Source organism: Geminocystis sp. (assembly GCF_041753295.1).
Taxonomy (GTDB): Bacteria; Cyanobacteriota; Cyanobacteriia; order Cyanobacteriales; family Cyanobacteriaceae; genus Geminocystis.
Window position 1 is genome coordinate 1 of sequence record NZ_JBGSUU010000048.1, and the last position, 14,499, is coordinate 14,499.

The following is a 14,499-nucleotide window of genomic DNA, read 5'->3' on the forward strand; positions in this document are numbered from 1 at the left end:
CAAAGATGATTTTGCTTTCCTTTTTTAATTCCATTTTTGTGAATATGTTTAGACCCGCACTCTGGACATTGTATCATTTTTTTATTTTTGATAATTTGACCCCTTTATCTAAAAATCATACCTTAATTCAGCAACGCCGGATTACTATATGGTTTATCAATAACCATATCATCAACACTTAATGTTCCGCCTTTTAAGACAATAAACTCTTTAACTTGGTCAAATAAATCTTGAGGTTCATATTTTTGCGTAATTAAAAACCTATTGACAGAATCATGAGACAAATTATTCAAAATTTCAGATAATCTTACACAACTGACGTATTTAGGTTCTGAAAGTAAAAAAAGAATATAAATAGCTAAATTACAATGAGATTTTGTTGGCTTTGATTTAATTTTCATCTCTAAATATTCAGTGGGAAAATCAGTAAATCATTTTCCGAGTAAAAAAGGGTTTTGTCAATATTAATGAGAGAAATTAAAAGGTGACACCGAGAAAATGTATTTTAAAATACCAAAAACAAGCTATACACTTTTTGAGTTATTTGTCAATGCGTAAGTTCTAAAGTATTGAAATTATCCCCAACGCATCAGATCAATCTGAATCACAAAGAGCTAACTTACAAAATCGTGTTGATGAAAATGAAATATTAGCAAGGAAAACAGCCGAATTAGTAAAAGGTAGAACTACTGCTGTACAAGGAATTGGATTAGATATTCCCTGTGGTGAAGTTGAACTTTATACTATTGGTAAAACCCTTGAAAGAGAAGCTGTTACTGCTCAAGAAGAAACAGGCTCTAGCACTCTATACCTCGCATTAGGATTATTACAATGGACTGAACCCAAAGGCAATACTCCAATACTTGCACCATTATTTTTATATCCTCTACAAATATCCATCAATCGAGGCAATCGCCGAGTAAAAATAAAGCTCGACAATGCAGATCCTGTTGGTAATGTTACCTTAGTCGAAAAAATCCGTAGAGACTATGGAATTTATCTTGATATAGTCGCTTCACCACCAGAAGATGAAAGTGGCTTTAATATCACTAAAGCTCTTGCTGAGGTAAGAAAAATAGTTGCTAATCAACCCGGATGGTTAGTAATTGATGCTTGTGTTATTACTACTTTTTCTTTTCGTCAATTCTTGATGTGGAAAGACTTACAAGATAATACAGATATTTTACTTAAAAATCATTTGGTAGAACAAGTGGCTTCAGGGGGTTTAAAACCTCTTGAAGATCCCGTAGGAGAATTAACTCCAGATGTATTGGATAAAGTTCCTATTTCCGAAATTCCTGCGGTAGTCTCAGGGGATTCTTCTCAATTATTAGCCGTATATGCCGCCTTACAAGGACGTAGTTTTGTTTTACAAGGACCACCGGGGGCTGGAAAATCCCAAACTATTACTAATTTAATCGCTGCTTTTTTAGCTAAGGGAAAATCGGTTTTATTTATTGCGGAGAAAATGGCGGCTTTAGAAGTCGTACAAAGACGTTTGAATAGCATTAGTGTAGGAGATTTTTGTTTAGAGTTACACAGTAGCGACGTTAATCGTAAACAAGTGGTTGACTCCTTAATAGCATCTTTTAATCAACAACGTTTATCCAAGGTTGATGCTAGTGATTTATTAGCGGATTTAGAACAAATTAGACAGAAATTAGGTAGTTACCCCATCGCTCTTCATCAAAAACAGTCTTTAGGTTTGTCGATGTATGAAATTATGGGAGAGTTAGAGGGTTTAGAATCGATACCCACTGTTAGTTTACCTTCTTCTGTGGTTGAAGAAATTACTCCTAGCCAATTAAAAGAGATGAATCAAGCCCTAGAAAATTATGCTCATCGAGTGACATTAGTTGAACCGATTACAGAGCATTTATGGCGTTTTAGTAACTGTGCTGATTGGAGTTTATCTTTAGAATTAGAAATAACTAATCTGCTTAATCAACTCAGAAATAATGCTTCTGATTTAGAGGATAAATTATCATTATGGTTAGACAATATCTGTAATCAAAATGGTAATTCTGTTTTAAACAATCAATGGAAACCTTCATGGAATTTTATTAAGCAAATACCCTCATTAGGACAATTTATAAATAATAATATTCCTGAAAGTATTTATGACCAAAATAATTGGACAAAATATTCAGAAATCGCTAAAGAATGGTTAAATGCTTCCCGTGATTCTTTTGAACGTAAACAACAAGTTAGTCAACGTTGGCAAGATAGTATTTATGGCTTGGATTTAGTTGCCAAAATAAAGACGTTTGAAAAATTAGAGCGGATGTTTCCTCTATTTCGTTGGATTATGCAAATTATTCCTCGTTTTTCTTTGCGATCGATCGTCAAAGGGAAATTACCTTCTAATCAACAGATATTAACAGATTTAAGAAGCTCGATCGAAGTTAAAAATTTATCTTCAAGAATTGAACCTTTAAACAAAGAAATAGAGCGTTTATTTAGCCCCTATTGGCAGTCTGATTATAATAGTTTTGATGAATTAAAATTATTAATTGAAAAACGAGATATTCTTCATGAATTGATCTGTCAATTAGAGCCACAATTATTAGAATTAATTAGCAATCTAAAAAATCAGACAAATAGTATTAAAGATGAATTAATAGCCCTGATAGATGAATTGAATGATTCCATTACTATATTTGATAATAATTGGCAAAAATTTAATCAGTTAGTGGAGGTAAAAACCGATATTATTTCTCGACAAGATGAGGATTTTATTACACACATTAAAATATTATTAAATCAATTAAACACTGCTCAAAGAGATTTTCAAAACTGGTGTAGGTATCAAAAAACCATTAAGGAATTAGAAGATAAACAATTAGAATCCTTTGTTAAAGCTCATCAAAAAGGAGAAATAGAAGTAGATAAATTAGCTAAAGTTTTACGCAAATCTATTCTTTATCCTTGGTTCGTTAAATACTTTGATAGCCAATCAATTTTACGAGATTTTGATGGTAATGAACAAAGAGAATATATCCATAAATTTAATACCTTATATAAACAATATCTGAAACTTAACCAACAGGTAATTAAGTCAGAACTTTGCCAAAATTTGCCTTCAGGAGCAGTAGTTTTTGAAGGTTCAGAAGTAGGGGTTTTAAAAAGAGAAAATGAAAAACAAAAAGCCCATATACCCATTCGTGCCTTATTACAAAAAATCCCTAATTTACTACCTAAACTAAAACCATGCCTATTAATGAGTCCAGCATCTGTGGCTCATTTCTTACCAGCGGACGGAAATCCCTTTGATTTAGTGGTATTTGATGAAGCCTCTCAAGTTGAAACCCATAATGCCATTGGTGCTTTAGCCCGTGGAAAACAGGTGGTTATAGTTGGTGACTCCAAACAAATGCCCCCTACCAGTTTCTTTGGCGGTGCTGGTGGTGGTGACACTATCATCGATGAAAACGATATTGTCGAGATGGAAAGTTTTTTAACAGAAGCGATCGCATCTCAATTTCCTGAACAAATGTTGGAATGGCATTACCGTAGTCGTCATGAGATGTTAATTCAATTTAGTAACCACAATTATTATAAAGGCAAACTAAATATCTTTCCCGCCGCAGAAACCAAAAGTAATGAACTAGGAGTGAAATGGCATCATATCAAAGATGGTTATTATTTAAAGGGAGAAGAAAAAAATAATCCCGTAGAAGCTCGTGCATTAGTTGACTATTTAGTACAGAGACTAAAAAACTATGAAGCCAAAAAACGTACCTTTGGACTAATCACTTTTAGTATGCCTCAGAAATTTCTTATCGATGAATTATTAGATGAAGCTCGTCGTCTATATCCTGAAATAGAACCTCATTTCGATAAAGAATTTGATGAAAGAGTATTTGTCAAAAATCTGGAAAATGTACAAGGAGACGAGCGAGATGAAATTTTATTCAGTATTTGCTATGCACCCGATAAAAATGGTAACTTTTCCGTCAATTTCGGACCATTAAATCGTCAAGGAGGAGAAAGAAGACTAAATGTTGCCGTCACCCGTGCCAGAGAATGTATGCACATATTTTCCACTATTACTGGTTCTCAAATTGACATGAATCGTACCGATGCCATAGGAGCATTACATCTTAAAGAATTTCTCGAATTTGCCGAAAAATCCTCTCAAGAGTCCGTTCGTTCATTTTTAAGAACTAATGATTTTGATAGTGATATTGAAAGACAAATATACGAAGAATTAGTCAAGATGGGCTATACCGTTAATTGTAAAGTAGGTTCTGGAAGTTATCGAGTGGATTTAGCCGTAGTTCATCCTAATAACTCTAGCATTTATGTTTTAGGAATTGAAACCGATGGAATTAGTTATAATCAAGCCCCGACAGTATTGGATAGAGAAGGAGTTAGACAGGTAGTTTTAGGCTTAATGAGATGGAATATGTACCGAATTTGGTCAGTTGACTGGAAGTTTAAACGAGAAGAAGAAGTTGCCAAATTAAAACAAGCAGTCGAAAAAGCCATTAAAGAATTTGACAACAAGACTACTTTTTCTTCAGAAAATAATAACGAAACTGCTAAAGATAACGAATCATCTCCTATTAAAGATGAAATTCCAAATGAGCTTAAAGTAAGTGAACTTAAACCAAATGAACTTGAAGAAAATCAATCAAACGTATTAATAGTTCAGGAAAATTCCCCATCGGGATTTAAACTAAGGGCAAATGAACAAATAGAAGATAATATTTCTCAGGCAATAAATGATTTAGTCAACAATATTTCATCTCAAAATAATCAGGTCTCTCAAAACTCAGAAAAATTAAATACTGATGAAAAAAAAGAAAAATCGAACAAATATCTCTGCAAGAATTAGCGGTAATAGCAGAATGGATTATACGTCAATCTTTATCTATTGATGAAGAAGGATTAATGAGAGAAATGGCTAATCATTTGGATTTTAAACAGCTAACCCAAGGAATTAGAACTCGTTTAGAACAAACGATTAAATATGTTGAAGAAAGAGGAAACATAAAACTAGAGGGGGGCAGAATTATCTGGAAATAACAAGTTCAGCATATTTGCACTCCCTCATGGAAACCAAAACTTTAAATAATCCACTAACTTTTTAAAAGCTAAATCTTGACAACCTTTTACAGAAATTTTACTAGCAATTTTTTGATAAATAGCTGAAGAGCGAGGAGTTTTGGTAAACTTTAAAATAACTTCAATTGCCTTTTTTGGATCATCAGATTTCGGTTTATTTTTATCCCATAAACCCTTTAAAATTAACCATTCTTTTAGGGATGTCGATTCATTTTTATACCTAAAACTTTCTGCTACATGAGGATTATCTTGCAAAATCCATGCTTCCAATTCAGGATTAATTACAATTACTACAATCTGATTTTTATTCCATCCTGTTTGAATTAAATTATTAGTAATATTTGTTTCAATTTTCTTGACTCCGGGTGAACCATCCCAAGCATTATCTAGTACAATTACCGCATATTTATGAGTTGTTTGATAACTTCTAATTAACTCATGTCCACGAGTATAAATACCCGGATAATTGCCACTTTCATCCACAATAATATCTTGTTTAGGGTCAAAATTAAACTTACTAATACCTAAACTAAGATAAAATTTTTCACGAGTTAAAAACCCTGTAAAAACCGCCTCCATATTCTTATCAGCTAACAAGAAAATACAATCTCTCATGATAATACTCCCGCCGCAAATAAAGAACCTAAATCAATAGTTCCTTGCCAATTTTTTAAGCGAGGATGTTCACTACCTAAAATTGCTTTTGCTCCTCCATTTTCATCACTTTGCATGACAATAATTGAGTCTAAATTAGTATGAGCTAAAACCACTGGAGAATGGGTAGAAATCCAAATTTGAGCATCATAAACCGAACTTAATGACTGTAAAACAATTTCAATCGCTCTGGGGTGAATCCCATTTTCAGGTTCTTCTAAAAACATGACTTTTGGCATATTATTTAAGCTAGAAATCCCCGTTAAATAAGGTAAAATTGTTAATCCCAAAATTTGTAAAGTTCCATAGGATAACCCAGAAGAAGTAACTTCATAATCCCCCTGATATTTTAACTTTAAATAAGCATGAAAATCATCTTCTCTAGTAATAGCTGAAATGGAAATTAAATTAGGTAAAGCCATCCTAACATGATCTACCCAAATATTAAATAAATCAGGTTCTTCTTGTTGTAAATTTAAAACCATCCAAGGCAAATTAGAAGCATCTTTTTTCAGAGTTTTAATTTGTACTGGGGGAGATGCTTGACGTAATAAACCCCAATTAGGTTCATAAAACATTACTCCTTTTTCCAATAAATCTCTTAACCAAATTGTTGCCGGAAATTTACTTAAATCACGAGGAATATTAGCTAAAGCTAACTGATTTAATTCTAATTTTAATTCGTTCTTTTTTCTTGAATATTCACTCTTAATAATAGCTGGTTTTCCCGATTCTCTAGCAATAATTGTAAACCAAGTTTTCGGACGCTCATGAAGTGCTCCATGGAGTGAGCGTGGGACTTGAGAAAGTGGTGTTACGGGAACACCGCCATTACCCCACTCTAATTCTGGTTCATTACTGGTTTTAGGAACAAGATATAAAAACTCATTTTTTACTTGTAATTCAACATTATTAAATACTTCTAAACACAACTCATAACGTAGTAAATAAGGGGATTTATCTTCATCTTGTGCTAATAAATTATTGTTTTTTTTAAAGATTTTATCCCCGGCAATATTTTCTAACTCAACTTTTATTTCAGAGGGTAAAATTGCTTCAATGACAAAACCAAAATAATCTCCTTTGTCAAAATAAATCAACTCCCGAAAACTTCTTGCTCTTGCACTACCACCCCAAGCCTTAGTTTCAAAAAAAGCTGAAATTAAACCTTTATTTAAGATTTCTCCTAATAATAAAGGAATATCTAATAATGTACTTTTACCACTACCATTAGTACCAGCTAAAACCTGATATTGACCAACTTTAATATCAAGTCGTTCAAAACATCGATACTTATAAGCCTCAATTCTACTAATCATAATTATTCTGGCTTTATTTTCTCTTGTGTTTTAAAGGTTTACGGTAAAAAAAGATTAAGATAAAGGAACAAATTTTACGAAAACTGCCATTTGCGTAAAAAATTTTGCAGAAAAAAGTTGATGAAACAATTAAAACAGGTACAGTCTAATACCTTAGTTCCTTTCCTTAAACCATCTAATTTTAACTCATTGGGCTATTCTACGCTCTATGAAGATTGGTTGGCTTTATTTCCTTCGGCTAAAACTGTCAGAGTTTATCGTCAGGCAATTTCTGAATTTTTCAGTTTTATTTGTGAATCTGGTTTAAATCCCGACATATTAGCACAATTTCTCCTACTGGAACAACCTCAAGCCTCTGAGTTAGTTTATCAATATCAAGGATGGTTAACCTCTAAGTCATTAGCACCGGCAACAATTAATCGTAAGTTAGCTTCGATTAAGTCTTTGGTTAATTATGGGGCAGAAGTAGGTAAATGTCATTATACTCTGACTAATATAAAAAGCAAAAACGTAATCAATTATCGAGATACCAGTGGAATCGGTAGCGACAGTTTTAAGTTAATTTTAAATCAAGTTGACCGTACAACGATCCGAGGAAAAAGAGATTATGCAATTCTATTGTTATTGTGGGGTAATGCTCTAAGAAGAAGTGAGGTAACTAATTGTCGTCTGTGTGATTATGAACCGTTGGAAAAAAGATTATGGATTGTTGGTAAAGGCAGAAAAGGACAATCTCAACCAGTTAGTTTAGGTGTTAGTACCATTAATGCTTTAAATGAATGGATATGTGCAATTCGAGATTTTTCGTCCCTTCCTGAGTATTTATTTTTTGCACTTATTGAACACCATTGGGGACATCAATTAACTCCTGAATCAATTTACTATTTAGTCAGAAAATATGCCAATAAAGCGGGAATACTGAAGCAACTATCACCTCATCGCTTACGTCACTCAGCTATTACTGCCGCTTTGGAGATAACTAATGGTGATGTTAGGGCAGTACAAAAATTATCTCGTCATAGCAGTTTAAATACTTTGATGGTTTACGATGATAATCGTCGTAATGAACAAGGACGAGTTACTGATATGTTAGAAGATCTTTTATAATTTAATCTTATTCTTTAAACCATTCGCACTTCTATTTTTTTTCCTAAAGCCGACAAAACTCGCTCGAAATTTTTATGAAATAAAGAACAATTGATGTTGACACTTGTGACTCTTATTGGGGGGATGAACTAATAAATCCTGAAGAGTTTATGATAAATAAAAAATGATTATAAGCAATGAATAAAGAGCATTTTTCTTTGACAACGGAAATAGATAATTTAGATGATTTACCTATTGAAACTTTAATTAATATCCAAAGACTTTATGAGGATAATAATTTACCCGATCATATTAAATTTTTTTTAGAAAAAGAAGGATTTAATTCAGAAAAATTATCTGAGTTAATGAGTAAATATATTTCTAATTCTAAGTCGAGTAAAATTAACGAAAAATATAATCATAAAGCTCATGAAAATCAAATTTATAAAGTCGATGAAGAAATAACTTATGAAGACAAAACCTTTATTTACGATGAAGAGAAAATGGCTAATGGAATGCCTATTTATACTGGTTATAAAGCAATGGTAGAAAAGGATGCTTGGATAGAGGAAACTATCAGTAATTTAGCTGTTTATCGCTATGAAGGTAAATCTAATGCTGAAAATTATATTAAACATTATATAAATAAAGGCAATACTAAAGAAATTATTACATTACCATTCAGTGAAGCGATTCAAATTATAGATAAATTCGGAATTGATACGGCTAAATTACACCTCATTTTAGCTGTTCATGCTTGTCGTCAAGAAAAACCGTGGGATTCTAAGTTTACGATCAAGGGGAGTGATTTAATTACTGCTTTAGGATGGCATAAAAGAACTGATTTAACCATAACTGAAAAACTTAAAAAAATATCTCAATTAGCATGGGCTATTAATTGTTTATTGATTCAAGTTAAATGGATTTATGGAAAATCAAAAAAAAATAAAAATGTTAATCAAATAGCTATTGAAACTTCGAGAATATGGGATATATCAGTTAAGGAAGTTGGAAAAGAAAACCCTTTAACTGAAAAAGTAGATAATCCTGAAGAAATTGAAATAACTGTTCGTCCAGGGTTGTGGACATATTCATTTTTAAATGAAGGTGGTCAAATTGCTCAAAATGCTTTGTATCACTTCTCATGGTTATCGGAATCAATTATGAGCATAGATCCTTACCACGAGGAAGCAGCTTTAAGAATCGCTATGATTCAGTCGATCGCTGCCTATCGTGATAGTTATATAACCGTAGAAACATGGTTAAAAGAAAATTTAAACGGTGCTGGTACTCGAATCGAAAAAGCTAAAAATTGTAAAGTAACCAGAAGTCAACTCAAAACATATTGGGATAATATTTTAAATACTTTGAAAAATGTGGGATTCACCGTTAACTTTGACCCTGAAACATATCCCGAATGGCTTAGACCCGATTCTCAAGCAAAAAATAAGAGAGGTTATTTTGATATACTTTTACAAGCCAGAGTAAGTATTACACCTCCCACGCCGACTTATTTAAGAGAGAGAAAAACTAATCCAAAATTAATACAAAAAACCATTACGGGTACGGACATCAAAAAAGCTAGAGAGTCCGCAGGTTTATCTTTAGCTAAGGTAGCTGATTATCTGAAAATACATCGAAGTACATTAAGCAAAAAAGAGTCAGGAGATAGAATTCTTAAACAAGATGAAGCTAAAGAAATATTAAAAGTTATATCAATCCTCCAAGATTCTTAAATCTCAATTGACACGTTGACAGAAGACAAAAAACTTTTTTCGGTCAAAAAACACGGTAAAACCTTTACTGAATAAGAATTATAGAGATTTTATTACTCCTGTTTTGAGATAATTGTTAAGTTTTGTAACTGTCAACAGCAAAATTGATGAAAAAATAGCCTTCAAATCCTTATGGAATAAAGAAAAATTGATGTTGACAGTCGTGACTAGAATGCCTTAACCAAATGACTAGAATGCCTTAACCAAGTAGGTCTAAAACCCTTGATTTTCCGTACTTGTTGACAGCCTATATATATTTATTAAAGATCTTATTGGTGTCAACAAAAAGTGCTTTTTCAATATTGGTTATGCTTCTTATCTAGCTTTACTCCTGTTTTTTATTGACTCACTCAGGAGAAGAAAAAGAAAATTTGATGAAGGTAAACCACTATCAAGAATTAAAACAAAGTGCGATCGCTGATGACGTTATCGAACTGAACTTCCACAGTGCGGAAGGATATAACGGCTTTACTAAGTTCGTTTCCCTCTGTGACCTGAAGGATAAAAGGCAAGGAAGACAAGTCTGTAACAGTGAGCTTAACCACCGCTATAGCCATCTTTACCAAGGATATTGGTATGCCAACAGTTGGTATCCTCTGACTAACTCCGTTGACATGAGCCAAATTAAACCAGACTTTCCTTTACTACAATTAATCACTCAGAAGAACTCAGAACTCAGAACTCAGAATTCAGAACTCAGAACTTCGATTGCTACCCCAGCCCTTTTAAGAAATCATCCAGATAAGCGTTATTTGCCCCAAGAACAGGGTTATTTGTGGGGAACTAGGCAAACTATCATTAGCATGGCTAAAGCCCTTAATATCCCCCATAAACTGCCCCTAGATAAAAATGGTCATTGGCACTTAGAAGCAATCTCTGCCATGTCACCCCTTGAAAAATATCTCTGGTGTTTGGAAAATGATGCTTTTGACATTTTTGCTTTTAATTCAATCAAGTACGAAACCCCCACAGGTAGTGGTACACCTTTCATTTATCTCAATATTCCAATTCGAGTTTTAGAGGAGATTGCCACGGAATATGATTTAACGCTACCAGACAGCTATAAAACGTGGCAGGTGGGCGATAAATGGGAGTGGATAAAGAATCACCCTCAGATACCCCTATTCATCACTGAGGGCATCAAAAAAGCCGCTTCTTTGATTTCTCATGGCAAAATCGCTATTGCTTGTTTTAGTATCACCACTCACTCGGAAAAAGCGACGGAAAATAAATCCTCATGGGTGACTAACCTGAAACCTGAATTACTCTGGATACTCCAAGGGCAAAAGGCAAATAGATTAATTTATCTAGTTTTTGATGCGGCGGATGTGAAAGAATCTTCTCGTCAAGCGGTTAAAAGGGAAACTAAAAAAATTGCTAAAAAACTTAAAAAATACGGCATTGTTAAAATTATTACTTGGGAAGATGAATCCTGTAAAGGTATTGATGATTTTATTGCTAAACACGGTATTAAAGGCTTAAATAAAATTATCGATCGTGCTACTAATTTTAATAAGTTATGGGAAAAAGAAATTGCTAATTTTGGTCGCCAATTAACTCCTAATATTATTATTAATCAACGGTATTTATCGGCTGATTTAATTAGTCAAGCTCGACGAAAAGGAGTAAAACTTTTATGCGTTAAATCTCAACAAAATAGTGGTAAATCTTATTCTTATGCTGAATCTTTAAAACAAGAACGAAATTTGTCTAAGAATAATATAGAAAATGAAATTAAACAAGATTTATATGAACAAAATAACAGTCATAAATCCCCAACTATTAATCAAAATAATCAATCTTTAGGTGTTGACCCGAATAATCAGCTATCAAATACTAATCTCAATCATCAATCGTTAAACCATTATCAATCTTCTGGTATTAACCAAAACCATCAATTTGGAAATGTTAACCAAAATACTCAACCCTCAAGTATTAATCAAAATACTCAACCCTCAAATCATAACCAAAACTACGAATTGGGAAATATTAACCACAATAATCCACCCTTTAACCATCATCAATCATCTAGTATTAATGAAAATAATCAAGAATTAAGTATCAACTATAACAATCAATTAGTCAATATTACTGACAATAATCAATCATCAAATAATAACCATCTGCCCTCTGCCATCCGCCCTCTACCTTCTTCAACTAACCTTTTCCCCTCTGCCATTCACCTTCAGCTTTCTTTGGGTGAAAAGGTAAAAATTAAAGTTGGTTCTAATATTTATGATTCAATTATAGTTGGTTATAATTGTCAAACTCAAAAATATCAATGTAAATTTAATACTGGTTTTATTGAACGAGATTTAAGTCAAATTATTCATAGTAAATCTTCTCTTTTACCTGATAAATTAATCACTTATGCTTTAACTCACCGACAATCTTTAGCATGGAATTTAGCAGATAAATTTCAACTTGATTGTTATTTATCTAATGTTATTAATTTTGAAAATAATGGTATTGTTGCTTGTGCTGATAGTGCTTTATTAATTCCTGAACATCAAGAATTTAATGATATGGTAATTGATGAAGCTGAACAAGTTTCATGGCATTTATTAGCTTCTTTAACTGAGATTAGCAAAAACAGAATTACCAAAATTGTCCGTATTGGAAACCATGGAAAAATGGTTATTCAAGCTAATGGAATGATTACTATTTTTGATGCTGATTTATCCGATATTGGCGTTAAGTTTTATCAATTTTTATTTGATATTTCCCCTGAAGATACTCTGGTGGTTGAAAATATTTATAAACCTTTTGAGAATATTCGAGATTGTTATATTTACGATAATGTTGAATCTTTAAGAAGTCAAATTATTGAAGCTATTAGAGATAATAAAAGAATTATTATTCATACTAGCGGACAAAAGGAAAGCAGTACTCATGGTACTATTAATATTGAGAAGGAAATCTTAGAAATTTTCCCTGAGTTAGAATCGAAAATTTATCGTCTTGATAAGGAATCTTTGGGGGATTCTACTCATTTAAGTTATCAAATTTTATCCGATTTAGACAGGTTAAAAGAGGCTCAAATTGTCATTGCTTCTAGTTCTATTAATACTGGGGTTAGTCTTGATGAGGAGATTGTCGGCACTTTTGATGGTGTTTTTGGTATCTTTTATGGTAATTTTCCTCTCACGGATTTTGAACAAGCGATCGAGCGCTATCGTGGTGATTGTCTCCGTCATATTTATATAAAAAATGGTAGTAGTGAACGCATTAATATTGGCAGTTATAAATATAGCGATTTACTCAATAATATCATGGGTCAAACTAATAATATTCAAAAGTTACTCCAAGATGATTTTAATTGCGATTTAGCTATGGATTTAGTTAAATATTATTGTAAGTTTGCCGCCAGAATTAATAATGACTATATCCATTTAAAGTCTAATTTTATCTCACATTTAGAGGATAAAGGCTATACTATTCTTGATGGTAATAAGCTGAATAAATGTGAGGTTAAAGAGTTGAAAGAAATTTATCAATCTATTCGAGATGAATCAGAAAATAATTTCCAAGATAAGGTTTTGGAAAAGGAGATTCCAACGGAAACAAGGTTAGAAGAATTGGAGAAAAGTAAAACGAAAACTAAGGAGGAAAATATTGAGCAATATAAGGGGCAATTGGCAAAAAAATATCGCACTAATAAGATAACTAGAGAGTTAATTGGTTTGGATAGGGAGGGTTATTATCCTCAATTATTGTTAAGATTTTGGTTATCTGTGGGGGTAGATATGGTGATGAAAAGGGATAAAAGAGTCTTAGCTAAATATGCCCAGAAGAATGATAATCAAGGTTATGCCATCGATTTTAACCGTCAAAGTCATTCTACTCAAACTGTTTTACTTCATCATATTGGCTTAGATAAAATTATCGATAATATTCTCAATATTCAAAGTCAAGAAATATTGATACTTTTGCTATCGATGCAGGTTAATCCGATTTGGTTTAAGTGTATTGATATAAATAAATTAGGGGGTTTAATAACGGAAACGGATGTTATTCCTTATTTATCATCGTTAAAGGATTCTCCCATGATTAAAACGGCGTTTAAGCAGGTTTTAGATATTGATTTAGATAAAAACCATAGCCCTATTCAGCTATTGAGGATGATCTTAAGAAGGATTGGTTATAACATTAAAAAAGGTAGTCGTTTGGGTAGTCGGAGCGATCGGAAGCGATATTATTATATAACTAGCTGTATTAGTAATGAGTTAGCCGATGAGATTTTTACTAATTGGCTATACCATGAGTTGCTGGAAAACGATAACTTTGAAAATGAGCAAAAACAAGTTGCTTAATCCGTGTCCACTCTTTTAATTTATGTATTTAACTTAAATGTTGAGTTTGAAAATAAGCGAAAACAATTAGCTTAATCGGTGTCCACTTTTTTAATTTATGATATTTAACTTAAATATTGAAGAAGGAAAATAAGCGAAAAGAAGTAGTTTAATCGGTGTCCACTCTTTTAATTTATGTATTTAACTTAAATGTTGAAGAAGGAAAATAAGTGAAAAGAAGTAGTTTAATCGGTGTCCACTCTTTTAATTTATGTATTTAACTTAAATGTTGAAGAGGGAAAA

Annotated in this window: 7 protein-coding genes and 2 pseudogenes; 6 read left to right on the forward strand and 3 right to left on the reverse strand. The window is 32.4% G+C overall.

Going from position 1 to position 14,499, the window contains the following annotated elements:
- Nucleotides 1-137: 137 nt before the first annotated feature.
- Nucleotides 138-401 (reverse strand): annotated as a pseudogene (locus tag ACEW8E_RS04795) (IS701 family transposase); the annotation flags it as partial.
- Between the two features lie 314 nt (nt 402-715).
- On the opposite strand from ACEW8E_RS04795, the pseudogene ACEW8E_RS04800 reads away from it, so the two are divergent.
- The 3 genes and pseudogenes from ACEW8E_RS04800 to ACEW8E_RS04810 all read left to right on the forward strand — a co-directional run.
- Nucleotides 716-964 (forward strand): annotated as a pseudogene (locus tag ACEW8E_RS04800) (DUF4011 domain-containing protein); the annotation flags it as partial.
- 186 nt (nt 965-1,150) lie between these two features.
- Nucleotides 1,151-4,840, forward strand: a complete 3,690-nt coding sequence (locus tag ACEW8E_RS04805; protein ID WP_373479204.1) for an AAA domain-containing protein — start codon at nt 1,151-1,153, stop codon at nt 4,838-4,840.
- Between the two features lie 65 nt (nt 4,841-4,905).
- Entirely contained in the window at nt 4,906-5,031 is a 126-nt protein-coding gene (locus tag ACEW8E_RS04810; RefSeq protein WP_373479205.1) for a hypothetical protein, read from the forward strand.
- A 24-nt stretch (nt 5,032-5,055) separates the two neighbouring features.
- Here ACEW8E_RS04810 and ACEW8E_RS04815 read toward each other — a convergent pair whose 3' ends face one another.
- The gene (locus tag ACEW8E_RS04815) at nt 5,056-5,685 is read right to left on the reverse strand and encodes a hypothetical protein (protein WP_373479206.1); all 630 of its coding nucleotides are present in this window, start codon (nt 5,683-5,685) and stop codon (nt 5,056-5,058) included.
- On the reverse strand, nt 5,682-7,043 hold the full coding sequence (locus tag ACEW8E_RS04820) for an AAA family ATPase (RefSeq protein ID WP_373479207.1): 1,362 nt from the start codon (nt 7,041-7,043) through the stop codon (nt 5,682-5,684). Before ACEW8E_RS04820 ends, ACEW8E_RS04815 begins: the two co-directional genes overlap by 4 nt.
- 120 nt (nt 7,044-7,163) lie before the next feature.
- Here ACEW8E_RS04820 and ACEW8E_RS04825 point away from each other — a divergent pair, with 120 nt between their 5' ends.
- The 3 genes from ACEW8E_RS04825 (at nt 7,164) to ACEW8E_RS04835 (ending at nt 14,217) form a co-directional block, all read left to right on the forward strand.
- A complete protein-coding gene (locus ACEW8E_RS04825) occupies nt 7,164-8,150 on the forward strand; it encodes a tyrosine-type recombinase/integrase (RefSeq protein ID WP_373479208.1) in 987 nt (328 codons plus the stop codon).
- 176 nt (nt 8,151-8,326) lie between these two features.
- The gene (locus ACEW8E_RS04830; protein WP_373479209.1) at nt 8,327-9,865 is read left to right on the forward strand and encodes a helix-turn-helix domain-containing protein; all 1,539 of its coding nucleotides are present in this window, start codon (nt 8,327-8,329) and stop codon (nt 9,863-9,865) included.
- A 413-nt stretch (nt 9,866-10,278) separates the two neighbouring features.
- Nucleotides 10,279-14,217, forward strand: coding sequence for a plasmid replication protein, CyRepA1 family (locus ACEW8E_RS04835; RefSeq protein ID WP_373479210.1), 3,939 nt, complete (start codon nt 10,279-10,281; stop codon nt 14,215-14,217).
- Nucleotides 14,218-14,499 lie beyond the last annotated feature (282 nt).